Consider the following 18683-nt stretch of genomic DNA (forward strand, 5'->3'; position numbering starts at 1 on the left):
GTCCTCGGCGGACACGAGGCAGGGGAACACGGCGAATCGGTCAAAGGCTCCGCGTCGAAGCTCGGCGCGGAGCCCCCGCTTCTCGGGGCGGGTGATCGGCCCTAGGCTCCGGGGGTGGCGGTGCGACGGCGAGAGCGGGGGCAGGCCGTGACGGACGCCAGAACTCGGAAGGTCTCCAAACGGGTTCGGATGACGGGCAAGGAACGGCGGCGGCAACTGCTCGACATCGGCCGCGCGTTGTTCGCCGAACGCGGCTTCGACGCGGCCTCGATCGAGGAGATCGCGCACCGCGCCGGGGTGAGCAAGCCGGTGGTGTACGAGCACTTCGGCGGCAAGGAAGGCATCTACGCGGTCGTCGTCGACCGCGAGATGGAGGTCCTGCTCGACCGGATCATCTCCGCGTTGTCCGCCGGTCATCCCCGGGAACTCCTCGAACAGGCCGCGCGGGCGCTCCTGGACTACATCGAGGACTCGACGGACGGGTTCCGCATCCTGGTCCGGGACTCCCCGGTCGCGAGCGCCACCGGCACCTTCTCCAGCCTGCTCAACGACATCGCCAGCCAGGTCGAGAACATCTTCGGCCAGCAGTTCGCCGCGCGCGGGTACGACCCGGCGCTGGCCGCCCTGTACAGCCAGGCCCTGGTCGGCATGGTCGCGTTGACCGGTCAGTGGTGGTTGGAGGTGCAGCGGCCTCCCAAGGAGGAGGTGGCCGCGCACCTGGTCAACCTGGCGTGGAACGGGCTGTCCCACCTGGAACTGCACCCCTCGATGCGCACCGCCGACGACCGGGCCCCGGCCGAGCGCTGAGCCCGACGGGTTCGGCGGGCGGGTCCCCGTCTCGGCCGACCGGACGCGTCGTCCAGGATTTCCCACGGTGCCGGGCGGCTCGCGGTGCCGAGAGGCTCGCGCTGGCCGGGCGAACCGGGAACCCGGCGCGGGGCGGCCGTGCCAGCGCCCCGCGTCGGCCCCGGGGTCGGCCGGGCGGGTGGGACGCCGGTCTCCTGGCACCCGCCCGACCCCCGCCCCTCACCCCCGCCCCTCACTCCCGCTCCGCGTGGCCGCCGTCGTGCCGCTCCCGTCTGCCCCCTTCTCCGCCGCTCCTGGGGGTGGCGCCGGGCGGGGACGTCGCCGACGCGCCGATGACGGACACCTGCCCGTGTCCGGCGGCTCCGCCCCCGGGCTCAGGCCGGGCTGACCCGCAACACGTGGTCGTCCTCCCCGTTGGAGGTGGTCAGGTAGAGCGCTCCGTCCGGGCCGAGGTCGGCCGCGCGCAGCCGGCCGTGGGTGCCGTCCAGCTCCGGGGGAACGGTCATCCCGGTCACGGCCCCGGCCTCGTCCAGCTCGAACAGCAGCAGCTTGCTGCCCCGCAGGGCGGTCACCGCGACCATGCCGTCGAAGGGACCCCACTGCTCCCCGTGGAGGAACACCGCGTCGCACAGCGCCTCCGTCGTCGGCCCGCTGCTCCACGCGGCGGGTACCGCGTCCGGGAAGCGTTCCCGGTCGGTCATGGGGACGCTCTCGTCGTAGTCCTCCCTCGCTCCGCCCCGCGAGGGGTCCCACCCGTAGTTCGCACCCGGTTCGAGGAGGTTCACCTCGTCGTCGACGTCCGGACCGTGCTCGGCGACGAGGACCTGGTCCCCGCCCGGCCTCGGAGCCACCCCCTGCACGTTGCGGTGCCCGTAGGTGAGGACGAGGCGTCGCGCGGCGTCGTCGGCGTCGGCGAAGGGGTTGCCCTCGGCGGGCCCCCCGGTCGCCAGGTCGAGGCGGAGCACCTTGCCCCCGAGGCTGGTCAGGTCCTGGGAGGTGTCGGGACGTGCGGCGTCGCCCGTCCCGACCAGCAGCGCGCCGGTGCCGTCCAGCGCGAGCCGGCACCCCGAGTGCCGGCCGCTGTCGCTGATCGGCAGGCCGTGGAGCAGCGGGTCGGCCACCCGGTCGGCGCTGCCACCGTCATCGTCGAGCCGCCAGGTCACCAGGCGCACGTCCACCGGCGTGCCGTCGGCGTCCTGGTGGGTCTGGCAGGTGGTGAAGCGCCGCGTCTCGGCGAAGTCCTCGTGCACCACCAGGTCCATCAGCCCGCCCTCGCCCTCGACGAACACGTCGGAGAGGTCGGCGTCCACCTCGGTGGTCGTCGCGCCCGGTTCGGTACCGGACACCAGGGTCAACCGGCCGGGGCGTTCGGTGACGAGCAGGCCGCCCTCGGGGAGGAAACCCACTCCCCACCCGTGTTCCAGCCCGCCCGCGACCTCCCGCACCTCCAGGCCGGCCGGCGGCGGCCCGCTCGGCGGCGGTGAACCGTCGGGCCGGTGGCCCGTGGCGTCCTCACCGCCGCAGGCGGTGACCACCAGGAGCGTCCCGGCTCCCAACACCCCGACGCCGACCCGGACGTTCCTCGCGAAGATCCCCATCGCCCCAGACTGCGCACACCGCGCCCCCCGGTAAACCCCGACCGGGCGGTTCTTCACCCGGAAGATCGAACGAACGCGACCGCCACCGGCGCGGTTCCGTGGGGTGAGGAGGACCGCACGGTGACGGACGCCCCGCCCGTCGCCGGCCACGCGCACCGGTCGTACGCTGTCCAGGAGACCCCTCCCGGGCGTGACTCGTCCCGGGCAGGGGTGTGTCCTGCGTTGCCGAGGGGATGTGCGCCGTGCCCGGTCCACTCGCTGGTCTGCTCACCACCATCCTGGCCGACGCCGGGTTCCGGGACGTCGTCCAGTCCGCCGGCACACCGGCGTTGCGCCTCCAGGGGCCGGCTGCCCTGCGACCGCTGGTCGCGGGAGCGCTGGCCGCCGACGACGGCGCCAAGCGGCCGGTCCTGCTGGTCACCACCACGGGCCGGGAGGCCGAGGAGAGCACCGCGGTGCTCTCCGACCTGCTCGGGGCCGAGTCCGTGGCGCACCTGCCGTCCTGGGAGACCCTGCCGCACGAACGGCTGTCCCCCCGGGCCGACACCGTCGGGGCCCGGTTGGCGATCCTCCGCAGGCTCGCCCACCCCGAGGAGTCCACGGCCGGCGCGCCGAGGGTGGTGGTGGCGACCATCCGCAGCCTCATCCAGCCGTTGGCGCCCAACCTCGGTGAACTGCGCCCAGTCCGCCTCCGGGTCGGGGAGGACCACGACTTCGAGGAACAGCTGGTCTCCCTGGCGGGCCTCGCCTACAGCCGGGTCGACATGGTCGAGAAGCGCGGCGAGTTCGCCGTGCGGGGCGGCATCCTCGACGTGTTCCCACCCACCGAGGAACACCCGCTGCGCGTCGAGTTCTGGGGCGACGAGGTCAGCGAGATCCGCCCGTTCTCCGTCGCGGACCAGCGCTCGCTGCCAGAACAGCGCCCCGAGCTCACCGCCCCGCCCTGCCGGGAGCTGCTGATCACCGAGTCGGTGCGCCAGCGGGCCGCCGCGCTGGCCGAGGAACACCGGGGTGACGCCGACCTCGCCGAGATGTTGGAGAAGATCTCCGGCGGGGTGCCCTGCGAGGGCATGGAAGCCCTCATCCCCGCGCTGTGCGAGGGCGAGCTCCAGCTGCTGCCGGACCTGTTCCCCCCGGACACCCACGTCGTGCTGGCCGACCCGGAGAAGATCCGGTCCCGTGCCGCCGACCTGGTGCGTACCGGGCAGGAGTTCCTGGAGGCCTCCTGGAACGCGGCCGGCGCGGGCGGTAGCGCCCCCATCGACCTCGGCGCCTCCGCCTACCGGGACCTCAACGAGATCGCCGAGCACACCCGCGAGTCCGGCCGCCCCTGGTGGACGCTGTCCCAGCTCCGGGTCGACGAGGAACTGGAGAGCGACTACCGGGGCGCCGACCCGGTCGAGGAGGGCCGTCCCCTCCGCCTCGACGTCCGCCCCGTCGACTCCTACCGGGGTGAGCTGGACCGCGCGTTCGCCGACCTGCGGGCGCACGCCAGCGCGGGCGGCGCCGCCGTCCTGACCTTCCCCGGCACCGGCACCGCGCAGCGGGCGGCCGCCCAGCTGCGGGAGGCGGAGGTCCCCGTGCGGTTGGCCGTGGACGGGCTGCCCGAACCGCCCGCCCCCGGCGTCGTGACCGTGACCAGGGCGTCGTTCGAGGACGGGTTCGTCACCGGCGAGAACGGCCTGGTGCTGCTCACCGAAGCCGACCTCACCGGGGGCCGAGGCGGTACCTCCACCCGCGACATGCGCCGGATGCCCTCCCGGCGCCGCAACGCCGTCGACCCGCTGGCGCTCAAACCCGGCGACCACGTGGTCCACGAGAAGCACGGCATCGGTCGCTACGTCCAGATGTCCCAGCGCACCGTGGCCGGCGCGACCCGCGAGTACCTGGTGCTGGAGTACGCGTCCAGCAAACGCGGCCAACCCGGCGACCGGCTCTTCGTGCCCACCGACCAGCTCGACGAGGTCTCCCGCTACGTCGGTGGCGAGTTGCCGACCCTGAACAAGCTGGGCGGCTCCGACTGGGCCAAGACCAAGAGCCGGGCCCGCAAGGCCGTCCGGGAGATCGCCGCCGAACTCGTCCAGCTCTACGCCGCCAGGCAGTCCGCCCCCGGGCACGCCTTCAACGAGGACACCCCGTGGCAACGGGAGCTGGAGGACGCCTTCCCCTACACCGAGACGCCCGACCAGCTCGCCGCCATCGACGAGGTGAAGCAGGACATGCGTCGCGCGGTGCCGATGGACCGGGTGATCTGCGGGGACGTCGGCTACGGCAAGACCGAGATCGCCGTGCGCGCCGCCTTCAAGGCCGTGCAGGACGGCAAACAGGTCGTGGTGCTGGTGCCCACGACACTGCTCGCCCAGCAGCACCTGAACACCTTCGTGGAACGGATGCGGTCCTTCCCGGTGACCATCAAGGGGCTGTCCCGGTTCACGGACGCGCTGGACTCCGAGCAGGTCATCGCCGGTCTCGCCGACGGTTCGGTGGACATCGTCATCGGTACCCACCGGCTCCTCCAGACCGGTATCCGCTACCGGGACCTCGGTCTGGTCATCGTCGACGAGGAGCAGCGGTTCGGCGTCGAGCACAAGGAGCACATCAAGGCGCTGCGGACCCACGTCGACGTCCTCACCATGTCCGCCACGCCCATCCCGAGGACCCTGGAGATGAGCCTGGCCGGTATCCGGGAGATGTCGACCATCCTGACCCCGCCGGAGGAGCGGCACCCGGTGCTCACCTACGTGGGCCACTACGACGACAAGCAGGTCGGGGCGGCGATCCGCCGGGAGCTGCTGCGGGAGGGGCAGGTCTTCTACGTCCACAACCGGGTGTCCACCATCGAGAAGGCCGCCCGGCGCATCAGGGAACTGGTGCCCGAGGCACGGGTGGTGACCGCGCACGGGCAGATGGGCGAGGACCGCCTCGAGAAGATCATCAACGGTTTCTGGGAACGCGAGTACGACGTCCTGGTCTGCACCACGATCGTCGAGACCGGGCTCGACATCTCGAACGCCAACACCCTGCTGGTGGAGCGGGGGGACCTGCTCGGCCTGTCCCAACTGCACCAGTTGCGCGGCCGGGTCGGTCGGGGCCGGGAACGCGGCTACGCCTACTTCCTCTACCCGCCCGAGCAGGCGCTCACCGAGACCGCCCACGACCGGCTCGCGACCATCGCCCAGAACTCGGAGCTGGGGTCCGGGATGGCGGTGGCGACCAAGGACCTGGAGATCCGGGGCGCGGGGAACATCCTGGGCGCGGAGCAGTCCGGGCACATCGCCGGCGTCGGCTTCGACCTGTACGTACGGCTGGTGGGCGAGGCGGTGGCCGCGTTCCGGCGCGGCTCGGGCATCGACGGCGTCGGGGAGGAGGAGCCGGAACTGCCCGAGGTGCGGATCGACCTGCCGGTGACCGCGCACCTGCCGCACGACTACGTGCCCGGTGAACGGTTGCGCCTGGAGGCCTACCGCAAGATCGCCGAGGCGGCCGACGCCGAGGCCCTGGACGCGGTGCGCGCCGAACTGGTCGACCGGTACGGGCGACCACCGGTCGAGGTGGAGCACCTGATGGCGGTGGCGGCGTTCCGCCAGCTGTGCCGCGACCGAGGGGTCTCCGAGGTGACGCTCCAGGGCAGCTCCGTCCGGTTCGCGCCAATGGAGCTGCGGGACTCGCAGCTCGTCCGGCTGCGGCGGCTGCACCCGAAGGCGACCCACAAGGCGGCGGTGCGCACCGTGTCGGTGCCCCGACCCACCGAGGGGCCGGCCGGGGGCAGGATGGGCGCGCCGCCGCTTCGCGACCTCCCGCTGCTGGCCTGGTGCGAGCAGTTCCTGATCTCGATGACGGAACCGCGCACCGCCGCCTCCACCACCGGCACGTCCTGACACCCGCCCGCCGGGTGCGGGGCCGGCCGGTGGTGGTCGGTCCTCTCACCCCGGGAAGCGGCGTGGTGACGGAACGAGACGAGGAACTACGATCAGCTGGCTAACCGGATGCCGACCGTTCGTGAGAAGGTGTCGCCCGTGAGGACTACGCGCCGTTCCCTTCGTCCGACCGTCGCCGTGCTGGCCTCCGCCGGGGTGCTCCTCGCGGGCTGCGGTTCGGACCCCAGCCAGGTCCGGGCCGCCGCGATCGTCGGCGACACGGTCATCTCACTCGAGCACGTGCAGGACCGGCTGGACTCGATCTTCGAGCGGGACCCCGAGGTCCGGCGCCAGTTGGCCTCCACCGGCCAGATCGGCGAGGTCGGCAGGAACATCGTCACCCTCTCCGTGCAGCACGAGCTGATCAACGAGGTCGCCAGGCGGGAGGGGCTGACCGTCGACCAGGCCGAGGTCGACGAGCTCATCGACCAGCGGGGCGGCGCCGAGGCGGCCTCCGAGGGCACCGTCTACGACGCGTCGAACTTCCGGGAGCGGGTCGCCGACCAACTGCTCATGCTGGAGCTCGGGCGCAAGTACTTCGACGGCATCGAGGTGGTCTTCGACTACACGCAGGCCGTCACCCGGGAGGACGCCCTGGAGAAGGCGGAGCGGCTGGCCGCCGACCCCGCCAGCATCGAGGAGATGGTCGCCGAGGACGCGGCGAGCGGGCTCCCCGGACAGCTCGACCAGCGCACGACCGCGGCCGAGCAGCCGCAGCTGGCCGGTCAACCGCTGTTCGGGGCGGCCCCGGGCACCGTGGTGGCGTTCCCCTTCGACAACCAGGGCGGGCAGTGGATGGTCGCCGTGGTCAAGGAACGCAACCTCGACGCCGCGACCGGTGAGCCCGGCCTGGCCGACTCGGTCGACCCGCAGACGTTGCAGTACTTCGGCTCCCGGCTGATGGCCCCGGTCGCCGACGAACTCGACATCAGGGTGAACCCGCGGTACGGCGTGTGGGACCCGGTGAGCCTGGGGGTGGCCCCGAACGCCGACGAGGTCGCCGGCATCCAGATCCCCCCACGTCAGGGGACCGCGACCGCCAACCAGTGAGTCAGCGGCGGCCGGGGGCAGCGGGGGTCCCCCGCGCCACCGGGCCGGTCGACGGCGTGACCGCACGGCCGGGAGGCCGGAAGACCACCACCCGGAGGGGGCGACGAGGTGTCCGAGGAGAACAGGGACAGGCGGGCTGCTCCGACGCTGGTCGAGGGCAGTGCCGTGCTGGTGGTGGAGGACCGGCCCGAACCGGGTGTCCCGGTCGCGGCCCTGCCCCTGGTGCGGGCCGCCCGGCACGTCCTCCTCGACCCGGACGTCCCGGCCTGGTTGGCCAGGGCGCTGGGCGGCGAGCCCACCCCCAAGCCGGCGGAGCTGTTGGCCCTGGCCACCCGAGAACCCGTCCTGCTCGTGGTGGTCGACGCGACCAGCCCGGGCGCCTCGGCGTTGCTGGAGGCCGGTGCCGCCGAGGTGCGGGGACCGGGGGAGGACGTCTCGCCGGATGCCTCCCCGGCCTGGAGCGGCGGCGCCGCCGGGCCGGGAGCGGCCCTGCTGGAGGCGGTCGCGGTGATGGACCGGCTGCGCTCGCCCGGGGGGTGCCCGTGGGACGCGGAGCAGACCCACGAGACGCTGCGCCAGTACCTCGTCGAGGAGACCTACGAGCTGCTGGAGGCCATCGAGGACCGTGACCGGGGCGCGCTGCGCGAGGAGCTCGGCGACGTCCTGTTGCAGGTGCTGTTCCACGCCAGGATCGCCGCCGAGCACCCGGAGGCCCCCTTCGACATCGACGCGGTGGCCGCCGCCCTGGTCACCAAGCTCGTCGGGCGCCATCCGCACGTCTTCGGCGCCGAGTCCGCTGACCCTTCCGCGTCCCCGTCGGACGCCCTCGCGCAGCAGGCGCGGTGGGAGGAGCTGAAACAGGTCGAGAAGCAGCGGGAGTCCGCCGTCGACGGGGTGGCCTTCGGGCAGCCCGCCGTGGCGCTGGCGGCGAAGATCGCCGCGCGCGCGACCAAGGCCGGGGTGCCGGCGGAGTTCTTCCCCTCGGGTCCCGGCGCGGGGGAGCGGCTGTTCGCCGTGGCCGCCGAGGAACGGCGCGCGGGGGGTGAGCCCGAGGGCGAACTCCGGGCCGTGGCCCGAGCCTTCGCCGGGCGGATCCGCGCCGCCGAGCGGGCCGCGCGCTCCGTCGGACTCGACCCGCACCGGCTGGGGCCCGCCGACTGGGCGAGGTTCTGGCCGTCGGAGTGAGGGAGCGCACCGCCCCCGCACGCGGCTGACGCCGCCTCCCCTTCCGTGCCCGGGCCGGCTCGTGGTCCCCGTGAACGGACGCCCGCCTGGCCGACCACCGGACAGGCCGTCGTGCCCGGTCGGATTCGGCTTCGCCCACCCGGGAACGTTCGTCCCCGGCCGGCCGCCCGTGCCGCCCCGACTCTCCCGAGCGGGTGGCCGTCGCGGTGGCGGACGACGACCGGTCGCGCCCCCTGGGGCCGTCGGGCCGGGCCGCCAGTGGGGCGCCCGCCGGAGCCGGCCTGGACCGCCAAGGGCCGGGAGGACCGGCGCCACGTGAGCCGCCTCGACCTCCGGCCAGCCGGCGCCAACACCGGACACCGCTCCTGACCAGCGGTCCACACCGCCGTGATCGTCATGGCGGCGGGACGCCCGAACGGGAAACCGGCCTCGCTCTACTCTGCTCTCGGTCGCGCTCAACGGCGAGGCGGCGGAACACCACTCGTTGCGTTACCAGAGCGGAGTACCCGAATGTCGCACGTTCCCGTGGCTGGCTGGCGCAAGTCGCGCCGCAGCACCTCGCAGACGAACTGCGTCGAGATCGGCTCCGGCCCCGCCGTGGTGGGCATCCGGGACACCAAGAACCGGGGGGCCGGGACCCTCTACGTGGAACCCGCCGTGTTCGGCGCGTTCCTCACCGCCCTCAAGGAGGGCCGCATCGGCACCGGACGCTGAGGCGGGCGTCCCGCCCCCACCCCACCTCCCCACCACGAGCGCCGAGCGCCCCTCCGGTGACCCCTTGGCGACCGTCGGCCAGATGCCGAGCGCACCGCGCCGGGGTGGCCACGGACCGCCACCGAGTCGCCCGACGGCGTTTCCCGGGTGGGGAACGGCAATCATCCTGTTGGTGGGGGTGCCTCGTCGTTAGGGTGGCGGAGGTGAACATCGCCGGATACCTCCGCTTCCCTCATCTCCACGCGGATCTCCTCACCTTCGTCGCCGAAGACGATGTCTGGCTCGCACCGCTCGACGGCGGGCGCGCATGGCGGCTCACCGCCGACCGTGTGCCGGTGACCAACCCCCGGTTCTCCCCCGACGGCGGCCAGGTCGCCTGGACCAGCACGCTCGACGGTGGCCGAGCCGAGGTCCAGGTCATCGGCCTGGAAGGCGGGACCTCCCGTCGGCTCACCCACTGGGGAGCCGGGCGCAGCCGGGTGCTCGGCTGGCGGTCGGACGACTCCGGCGCGCTCTCCGTCGTCGCGGCCTCCACCGTGGAGTCCCACGGCGCCCGTTCGTGGGCCTACTCGGTTCCCCTCGACGGCGGGCCGGCCACCAAGCTGCCGTACGGGCCGCTCAACGACGTGTCCTTCGGACCCGACGGCCAGGTGGTGCTCGGCAGTTACACCATGCGGGACCCCGGGCACTGGAAGCGATACCGAGGAGGAACCACCGGCAAGATCTGGCGGGACCTCGACGGGGCCGGGGAGTTCGAGCGCGTCCACTCGGAACTCGACGGCAACCTCGCCAGCCCGCTGTGGGTGAACGGTCGGATCGTCTTCCTCTCCGACCACGAGGGCGTCGCCAACCTGTACTCCTCGGAACCCGACGGTTCCGACCTGCGCCGGCACAGCGACCACGACCGGTTCTACGCGCGGTTCGCCAGCACGGACGGTCAGCGGGTCGTCTACCAGCACGCCGGTGAGGTGTGGTTGCTGGAGGACCTCGACGACACTCCTCGGCGGATCGACGTCGCCCTGACCGGGGCTGGCGCGAACCGGCGCCCGACCACCGCCACCGCCAGCGACCACCTCGCCGCGGCGGTGCCGGACCACACCGGCCGGGCGAGCGCGGTCCTCGCGAGGGGCACCGTGCACTGGGTGAGCCACCGGGACGGCCCGGTGCGCGCGCTGTCGGCCACCCCCGGGGTGCGGGCCAGGATGCCCCGGTTCGTGTCCGAGCGGCAGGCCGCCGAGAACGCCCCGGCCTCGGTCGTCTTCGTCACCGACGCCGAGGGTGAGGACGCGCTGGAGATCGTGCCGGTCACCGGCGTGGAGCCGGGTGCCGAGCCCCGCAGGATCGGCGCCGGCCAGCTGGGTCGGGTGCTCGCGCTGGAGGTCTCCCCCGACGGCCTGACGGCGGCGGTCACCAACCACGACAACAAGCTCCTCGCCGTCGACCTGGTCAGCGGCCGCATCCGGGTCGTCACCCGCGCCGAGTCGAGCGACCCGGGGGACCTGGCCTTCTCCCCGGACTCCAAGTGGCTCGCCTGGTCCCACCCCGGCCCGGACCCGTTGCGGCACATCCGCGCGGTCAACCTGGCCGCGGCGGTCGGTGACGCCGACGAGCTGCCCGCCTCCTCCATCGTCGACGTCACCGAGCTGAGGTTCGTCGACACCGAGCCGGTCTTCACCCAGGACGGCAAGTACCTCGCCTTCCTGTCCGAACGGACCTTCGACCCCGTGTACGACGCGCACGTGTTCGACATGTCCTTCCCGAACGCCTGCCGCCCGCACCTCGTGCCGCTGGCGGCCCTCACCCCCTCGCCCTTCGGGCCGACCACGCAGGGCCGCCCCGCGCCTGGGGAGACGGGGGAGGACGGCGAGTCCACCGACAGCGGCGAGAGCAGGCAGGAGGCCACCGTCCTCAGCGTGGAGGGCATCGCCCAACGCGCCGTGCCCTTCCCCGTCGCGGCCGGGAACTACCACTCGCTGCTCCCCGTCAAGGGCGGTGTCGTGTGGCTGCGTGAGCAGGCCAGCGGTGTCCTCGGCGACGCCAGGCCCAGCCAGGACGCCAAGGCCGAGCAGGCCACGCTGGAGCGCTACGACCTGAAGGAGAACCGGCTGGAGGTCCTCGTCGAGGACGTCGACCGGGTCGCGGTCAGCGGCGACGGCACGAGGCTGCTGTTGACCGACGGGGGCGCGCTGCGCCTCGTCCCCGCCGACCGCAAGGCCGAGTCGAACGGGCCAGGCGGTCCGGTGGAGATCGACCTGTCCAGGGTCCGGTTCACCCTCGACCGGGGTCGGGAGTGGCGGCAGGCCTTCGACGAGGCGGGCCGCCTGATGCGGGACCGGTTCTGGCGGTCCGACATGGACGGCGTGGACTGGGCCGGTGTCCTCGACCGGTACCGGCCGCTGACCGACCGCCTCGGCAGCCACGACGACCTGATCGACCTGCTGTGGGAGACCCAGGCCGAGCTCGGCACCTCCCACGCCTACGCGGTCGCGCCCGGCGGCGGCGACCAGCAGCGGCGGCAGGGCAAGCTCGGCGCCGACCTGGTCAGGGACGAGGAGGGGAACTGGCGGATCGGCCGTGTGCTCCCCGGCGAGACCTCGGACCCGGCGGCCAGGTCCCCGCTGCTGGCCCCCGGCGTCGCGGTGCAGCCCGGCGACGTGCTCGTCGCGGTCGACGGCCAGCCGGTCGACCCGGTGACCGGCCCGGCGCCCCAGCTCGTCGGGAGCGCCGGGAAGGAGGTCGAGCTCACCATCCGCCCCGGTGCGGGCGGCGCGGTCCGCCGGGCCGTGGTCGTCCCGTTGGCGGGGGAGGAGGCCCTGCGCTACCAGGAGTGGGTGGCCGACCGCCGCTCCTACGTCCGGGAGCGGTCCGATGGCCGCCTCGGCTACCTGCACGTGCCCGACATGATGGCCGTGGGCTGGGCCCAGCTGCACCGGGACCTGCGGTTGGAGACCCAGTACGACGCCCTCGTCGTCGATCTCCGGGAGAACGGCGGCGGACACCTCTCGCAGCTCGTCGTGGAGAAGCTCGCCCGCCAGATCATCGGTTACCAGTTCGACCGGGACGGCCGCGGCCACGCCAGCTATCCCAGTGACGCACCGCGCGGACCGGTGGTGGCGTTGGCCGACGAGCTGTCCGGCTCCGACGGCGACATCGTCACCGGGGCCATCAAGGCGTTGGGCGTGGGCACGGTGATCGGGGTCCGCACCTGGGGCGGGACCATCGGCATCGACTCCCGGTTCCGGCTGGTCGACGGCACCCTGGTCACCCAGCCCGGCTACGCGACCTGGATGCGGGGTCGGGAGTGGGGCATGGAGAACCACGGTGTCGAACCCGACATCGAGGTGGTGTGCCGGCCCCAGGACTGGGCGGCCGGCCGCGATCCGCAGTTGGACACCGCGATCCGGGTCGCCCTGGAGCGGCTCGCCGAACGGCCGGCGACCGCGCCGCCGCCGTGGCCCAGCCCCCGTCAGGGCGGCTGACGCGAGGAGCCCCGGGGTGGACGCGGCGCGCCCGTGCTCGTGCCACCGGTGTCGTCGTGGCGCGGTGTCCTCCGCCCGCGACGACACCGGACGGCGCGGGTGGCCCGGCGGACACCCGTCCGGCGGCTGCTCGGGGCCGGGAATCCCCTTCGGACGGTGGCGTCCGGGACCCCGGTTCCCCGGCTCCGCCCCGGATCCGGCGCGCACGGGGCGAGGGGTGCCGGTCGCGGTCCTCCATGCGCTACCGTCCCGGAGGCCATCACTGCGTGGCTCATCCGGACGCGACCGCGCGGGCTCCACGGGGCCCGGGTCGGCGCGAGTGAGGAGGACGGAGCGGTGTCGAACATGTCACCCGCCCCCGGGCGACGACGATGGGCCCGGTTGGTCATCGGGGGCGCCACCCTGGCGCTGGCGTCCTCGGCCCTGGTGGCCTTCGTGGCCAGGGACGACCCCGCCGACGGCAACTACCTCCAGGCCCTCGCGGAGGAGATGCCGGCCGTGGCGCCACCTGACCGGGGAGCCAGCCTCCCCCCGGTGTCCGTGGTCAGCGTCGACGGACCGACCCGGCTGGGTTCGCGTCCCCAGGACCAGCTCACCGGGTGGTCGGAGGCCCTCGCCGACCCCTTGAACATCCCCAGGGCCGCTCTCCAGGCCTACGGGTACGCCGCCGCGACGGTGCAGGCGGAGAACCCGTCCTGCGGGCTGACGTGGACGACGTTGGCGGCGATCGGGTCCTCCGAGTCCAACCACGGCCGGCACGGTGGCGCGACCCTGGATCGGACGGGACGTCCCAGCGAGCCCATCATCGGCATCCCGCTCGACGGGCGACCGGGGGTCAAGGAGATCCGCGACACCGACGGCGGTGAACTCGACGGGGACGACGTCTATGACCGCGCCGTCGGTCCCATGCAGTTCCTCCCCCAGACCTGGGCGGAGTGGGGGGTCGACGCCGACGGCGACGGGGTGGCCGACCCGCAGGACATCGACGACGCGGCGTTGGCGGCGGGCAACTACCTCTGCGACTCCGGTGGCGACCTGACCGAGTCGGAGGGGTGGTGGCGGGCGGTGCTCACCTACAACGAGAGCCGCGCCTACGCCACCGACATCCTCGAACGAGCCGAACGGTACGGACAACTCAGCCGCGACGTCCTGAGGTGAGGCCGCGCTCCCCGGGGCGCCTGCGCTCCACACCACCCTCGGGCGCGGCTTCGACCGCCCCGGTCCAAGCCCCGGCTGGCGCTCCGGTCCCCGAGGAACGGGATGTTTCGGGCTACTCGTTCGTTATCGACCAGTAATCTGACGGCGTGGCCACCACTTTGCCGCTGCCCTCGCCCTCGACGCGTCCCCGGCGCCGTCGGCGGGGGCCAGCGTCCTTCCTCCGTTGGCTCCTCGTCCTGGCGTTGCTCGCCGGTTCGGCGTGGGTCGCGTTCCGGGTCCTCGACTTCGTGGACTCCTTCACACCGTCCCGGGGCGCGCCGGTGTCCACCCGCATCCCCATCGACCCGGCCGACGTGGAACCCCGCAGCGCCGTCCCCGCCGGCCCGGTCGCCGTTCCACCGGGCCCCGGGGAGGAGGCCGCGCCGCCGGCCGCGCCACCCGAGGTCGCGGAGCGGTCCGATCCGTCGGAGAGCGCCGCGCCACCACCACCTCCGGTGACGGTCGAGGAGTGGGCGGACCGGATGTCGACCGTGCTGGACGTCCCGGCCAGGGCGCTGCGCGCCTACGCGGCCGCGGAGGTCCGCATGCGCGCCGACATGCCGGCGTGCGGAGTGCGGTGGAGCACCGTCGCGGCGATCGGGCGCATCGAGTCCGACCACGGGCAGATCGGCGGGCGGACGCTGGAGGAGGACGGCCTGTCCTCGGAACCGATCTACGGGGTCCCGCTGGACGGTCGGCCCGGCATCCGGGAGATGATCGACGAGGACGCCAGCGCCGAGGCCGGGGAAACGGTCTACGTGCGTGCCGAGGGCCCGATGCAGTTCCTGCCGTCCACCTGGGACATCTGGGGTGCGGACGGGAACGGCGACGGGGTCGCCGACCCACAGCACATCGACGACGCGGCCCTGGGCACCGCCCGCTACCTCTGCTCGGCCGGGGCCAACCTGGACGACGCCACCGACTGGTGGGACGCGGTGTTCGCCTACAACAACTCGGTGGACTACGGCCAACGCATCTTCGGCCTCGCCGAGCGGTACGCCACCATCGAGGTGCCCGCCCCCTGACGGCGGTCCCGCACCACCTCGCGCCACCGCCGGGCTGGACACCGCGTCGAACGGCCGGAACCGGCCGGACGTCACCTCTCGAACAACGAGATCCGCGCCCGCACCTCGCCGAGCGCTTCCTGGTACTCGGGAGTGGGGTTCATCGACGCCGCCAGCCGGAGCTGGGTCCGTGCCTCCTCCAGCCGCCCCTGGCGTTGCAGGGTCCTGCCCAGGGCCAACCGCGCGTAGTGGTCGGTCGGGTCCATCTCCACCGCCGCGGCGAAGGCCGCCTCCGCGCGGCGGAGCTGCGCCGTGTAGTAGTAGGCCCGGCCGGCCAGCACCTGCACGCTGGGTTTGTCCGGGTTCTCGGCGAGCACGCGGTCCAGCACCCGCAACGCCTCGGCGGGCCGCCGCTGCTCCAGCAGCGCCTCCGCTCGGCGGAATGCCTCGTAGCTGTTCTCAGCCGTCATACTGTTCCCACGCTACGCCCGGAACCAGGCGTGTTCGACCGCCGTCCGGCTGGCTCCACCCGAGGCGGTGAGGTCACCGAGGGTGCCCGGCGACCGGCGGGGCGCGCGACCCAGGGGCCCGTGACGCGGGGTACCGCCGATCGGACGCTCCCCGTTGGAGTGATCGGTGGGGGGCGAGCGGGCCATCCGGCGGTTCCTCCCCCGCTCGGTAGTGGACGACCCGGTACCCCGTCACCTGGATGTGCGTGCCTCCACAGAGCGAAACTGGCGGCGGACTAGGCTCGACCGGAGTCCGTACCGAGGATGGTGAGGAGCACAGGTGGCAGTCATCGAGCAGGTCGGCGCCCGCGAGATCTTGGATTCCCGGGGCAACCCCACCGTCGAGGTGGAGGTGGCGCTGGACGACGGGACCCTGGCGCGCGCGGCGGTGCCCTCCGGCGCGTCGACCGGCGAACACGAAGCCGTCGAGCTGCGCGACGGCGACGCCGCCCGCTACGGCGGCAAGGGCGTCGAGCGCGCGGTGACGGGCGTGCTGGACGAGATCGGCCCCGAGCTGGTCGGGGTGGAGGCCATCGAGCAGCGGGTGGTCGACCAGAAGCTGCTGGACCTGGACGGGACGCCGGACAAGTCCCGGCTGGGCGCCAACGCGATCCTCGGCACCTCGCTGGCCGTGGCGAAGGCCGCGGCCGACTCCAGCGGTCTGGAGCTGTTCCGCTACGTCGGCGGCCCCAACGCCCACGTGTTGCCCGTCCCGCTGTTCAACATCCTCAACGGCGGCGCCCACGCGGACAACGACGTGGACGTGCAGGAGTTCATGATCGCCCCGATCGGCGCCGGCTCCTTCCGGGAGGCCCTGCGCTGGGGCGCGGAGGTCTACCACACGCTCAAGTCGGTGCTCAAGGGCCGTGGCCTGAGCACCGGCCTCGGCGACGAGGGCGGCTTCGCGCCGAACCTGGCCAGCAACCGGGAGGCCCTCGACCTCATCGCGCTCGCCGTGGAGAAGGCCGGCTACCGCCTGGGTCGGGACATCGTCCTGGGCCTGGACGTCGCCGCCACCGAGCTGTACGAGAACGGCACCTACACCTTCGAGGGCTCCCCGAAGACGGCCGAGCAGCTGGCGGAGTACTACGCGGAGCTGGTGGCCGCCTACCCGCTGGTCTCGATCGAGGACCCGCTGGCGGAGAACGACTGGGACGGCTGGGTGCACCTCACCGAGAAGTTGGGTGCCAACGTGCAGCTCCTCGGTGACGACCTGTTCGTCACGAACCCGGAGCGGTTGGAGGAGGGCATCAGCCGGCGGGCGGCGAACGCCCTGCTGGTCAAGGTCAACCAGATCGGCACGCTGTCCGAGACCCTCGACGCGGTGTCCCTGGCCCACTCGCACGGCTTCAAGACGATGATGAGCCACCGCTCCGGTGAGACGGAGGACACCACCATCGCCGACCTGGTCGTGGCGACCGCCAGCGGTCAGATCAAGGCGGGCGCGCCGGCGCGGAGCGAGCGCGTCGCGAAGTACAACCAGCTGCTGCGCATCGAGGAGACCCTCGGCGACGCGGCGCGCTACGCCGGCGAGCTGGCCTTCCCCCGGTACACCCCGGAGGCGTAGGCGGTGGCCCGACGTGAGCGGGAGCGGCCGGGTCGGCGGGGCACGTCCTCGCCGGCCCGGCCCAGCGAGCGCTCGCGGCGGACCCAGCGGAGCAGCGGGAAGATCACCCTGGTCAGCTCGCTGCGCCGGGTCGGGGTCCGCGCGCGCCGCACCCGGGGCGGACCGCGGACGGGCGGGGCGTTCGGGCTGTCCTCCACCCGGCGGGCGGCGGTGTTGGCGATGGTGGTGTGCGCCCTGGCGTTGAGCGTCGCGGTGCCGCTGCGCACCTACCTGTCCCAGCGCTCCGACGTCGCCGAGGCGGAGCGGCGCCTGGAGGAGCTGCGGACCGAGCGGGACGAGCTGGCTGCCAGACTGGACGAGTTGGCGGACGACCAGCAGGTGGAGGCCGAGGCCCGCCGCCGGTTGGGTTACGTCCGCCCCGGCGAGACGCCGTACATCGTCCAGCTGCCGCCCGGCCAGGAGCCGAGTGAGCAGGAGGACGAGGAGGACGACCAGGACCAGGCCTGGTACAGCAGGCTCTGGAACTCGATCACGGGAGATGGCTGAGATGAGCAGGGCCGAGCAGCCCAGGGTGACCGAGCCGGTGCCGGCCACCGACGAGGACCGGGCGGCGGTGGCCGAACAGCTCGGTCGGACACCACGAGGGCTGCGGGCGGTGGTCGCGCGGTGCCCGAGCGGCCACCCCGCCGTGGTGCGGACGAGCCCCCGGCTGGAGGACGGCACTCCCTTCCCCACGTTGTACTACCTGACCTGCCCCCGGTTGTCCTCCTCGATCGGCCGGCTGGAGGCGTCCGGCCTGATGCGGGAGATGACGGAACGGCTCTCCCACGACGAGGAGCTGGCCGCGCACTACCTGCGGGCGCACGAGTCCTACCTGGCGGAACGGGACGCGATCGAGTCCCTCGGCATCCAGGTCACGGCCGGCGGGATGCCGGGGCGGGTGAAGTGCCTGCACGTGCACGTCGCCCACGCGTTGGCGAAGGGCCCCGGGGTGAACCCCTTCGGGGACGAGGCCCTGGGCCTGCTCGCGGCCGAGTGGCCGACCGGCGAGTGCGCCGCCTGACCGGCGCCACCCGCGACGCGTCCTGAGTTCCCCGGGCCGCTCCCGGCCGGCCGGGTGCCGCGAAGCCATCCGCGGGACCGCCACCCGCGTCGTCGGCTGACGACGTGACGGGCCACCTCCGCCGGGGCCGGCCGCACCCAGGTCCGGCTGGCGCGGCACTCCGGTCCCTCGGCCGTCCGCTGGTCGCCGCCGTCCCCGGGCCACCGCCCGCCCCCGGTGCTCGTCCGCGCCGCCCACCTGCCCGTCCAACGGGGCGGCTGACCTCCAGGTGGCTTCCCGCGACCGGCGGTGTGGCCGGTGGCCCTCCTGGGCCGGGTGCCCGTGCGTCCGCAGGGCACGGTCCTGGCGACGGTCCGGTTGCGGACAGGTGAAGGCTGGCTGACCGGTTCGCGCCGGCCCCGGCTCCGGGATGGCCGGGTCCACCGCCGCCCGGGCGGCGATCACCGGTTCGGGGGACCACGCGGAGCCCGTGCCCGCCGCTGGTCAGGGGCGGTGCCGGGCCTCGGGCCACCGGGGTGGCCGACGTGCGGCGACCACCCTTGTGGGGCCGGCCCACACGAGTGGTCCTGGCTCCCGTCTCACACGAGGACCAC

The 18683-nt window shown here is 73.6% G+C and carries 13 protein-coding genes; 11 read left to right on the plus strand and 2 right to left on the minus strand.

All coding sequences use genetic code 11. From position 1 onward, the window contains the following. Nucleotides 1-189 precede the first annotated feature (189 nt). A complete protein-coding gene (locus ACOJVX_RS02860) occupies nt 190-807 on the plus strand; it encodes a TetR/AcrR family transcriptional regulator (RefSeq protein ID WP_026417399.1) in 618 nt (205 codons plus the stop codon). A gap of 374 nt (nt 808-1181) precedes the next feature. On the opposite strand, the gene ACOJVX_RS02865 is transcribed toward ACOJVX_RS02860, so the two are convergent. Next, a complete protein-coding gene (locus tag ACOJVX_RS02865; protein ID WP_026417398.1) occupies nt 1182-2405 on the minus strand; it encodes a PQQ-dependent sugar dehydrogenase in 1224 nt (407 codons plus the stop codon). Between the two features lie 233 nt (nt 2406-2638). Here ACOJVX_RS02865 and mfd point away from each other — a divergent pair, with 233 nt between their 5' ends. From mfd to ACOJVX_RS02900, 7 genes are all read left to right on the plus strand, one after another. After that, nucleotides 2639-6283 (plus strand): transcription-repair coupling factor, encoded by a 3645-nt coding sequence (gene mfd, locus ACOJVX_RS02870; protein ID WP_422647564.1) that lies wholly within the window; start codon nt 2639-2641, stop codon nt 6281-6283. 138 nt (nt 6284-6421) lie between these two features. Then, on the plus strand, nt 6422-7372 hold the full coding sequence (locus ACOJVX_RS02875) for a SurA N-terminal domain-containing protein (RefSeq protein WP_026417396.1): 951 nt from the start codon (nt 6422-6424) through the stop codon (nt 7370-7372). 108 nt (nt 7373-7480) lie between these two features. Continuing rightward, on the plus strand, nt 7481-8557 hold the full coding sequence (locus tag ACOJVX_RS02880; protein WP_245588674.1) for a MazG family protein: 1077 nt from the start codon (nt 7481-7483) through the stop codon (nt 8555-8557). A gap of 510 nt (nt 8558-9067) precedes the next feature. Then, nucleotides 9068-9271, plus strand: a complete 204-nt coding sequence (locus tag ACOJVX_RS02885) for a DUF397 domain-containing protein (protein WP_026417394.1) — start codon at nt 9068-9070, stop codon at nt 9269-9271. Nucleotides 9272-9474: 203 nt separating this feature from the next. Next, entirely contained in the window at nt 9475-12750 is a 3276-nt protein-coding gene (locus ACOJVX_RS02890; RefSeq protein WP_422647218.1) for a S41 family peptidase, read from the plus strand. A 345-nt stretch (nt 12751-13095) separates the two neighbouring features. Further along, nucleotides 13096-13908, plus strand: a complete 813-nt coding sequence (locus tag ACOJVX_RS02895) for a lytic transglycosylase domain-containing protein (protein ID WP_026417392.1) — start codon at nt 13096-13098, stop codon at nt 13906-13908. A 146-nt stretch (nt 13909-14054) separates the two neighbouring features. After that, the gene (locus tag ACOJVX_RS02900) at nt 14055-14972 is read left to right on the plus strand and encodes a lytic transglycosylase domain-containing protein (RefSeq protein WP_026417391.1); all 918 of its coding nucleotides are present in this window, start codon (nt 14055-14057) and stop codon (nt 14970-14972) included. Between the two features lie 71 nt (nt 14973-15043). Here ACOJVX_RS02900 and ACOJVX_RS02905 read toward each other — a convergent pair whose 3' ends face one another. Beyond that, entirely contained in the window at nt 15044-15421 is a 378-nt protein-coding gene (locus ACOJVX_RS02905; protein ID WP_026417390.1) for a tetratricopeptide repeat protein, read from the minus strand. Nucleotides 15422-15740: 319 nt separating this feature from the next. On the opposite strand from ACOJVX_RS02905, the gene eno reads away from it, so the two are divergent. The 3 genes from eno to ACOJVX_RS02920 are packed head-to-tail and all read left to right on the plus strand — an operon-like array spanning nt 15741 to nt 18090. Beyond that, nucleotides 15741-17027, plus strand: coding sequence for a phosphopyruvate hydratase (gene eno, locus ACOJVX_RS02910; RefSeq protein ID WP_026417388.1), 1287 nt, complete (start codon nt 15741-15743; stop codon nt 17025-17027). Between the two features lie 3 nt (nt 17028-17030). Further along, complete coding sequence (locus ACOJVX_RS02915; protein WP_026417387.1) at nt 17031-17573, plus strand: FtsB family cell division protein; 543 nt, start codon at nt 17031-17033, stop codon at nt 17571-17573. Next, nucleotides 17566-18090: a DUF501 domain-containing protein gene (locus tag ACOJVX_RS02920; RefSeq protein ID WP_211237454.1), complete on the plus strand. Its 525-nt coding sequence runs from the start codon at nt 17566-17568 to the stop codon at nt 18088-18090. Before ACOJVX_RS02915 ends, ACOJVX_RS02920 begins: the two co-directional genes overlap by 8 nt. The last annotated feature ends 593 nt before the right edge of the window (nt 18091-18683 follow it).

The sequence above is a fragment of the Actinoalloteichus caeruleus genome, assembly GCF_049311605.1.
GTDB lineage: Bacteria > Actinomycetota > Actinomycetes > Mycobacteriales > Pseudonocardiaceae > Actinoalloteichus_B > Actinoalloteichus_B caeruleus.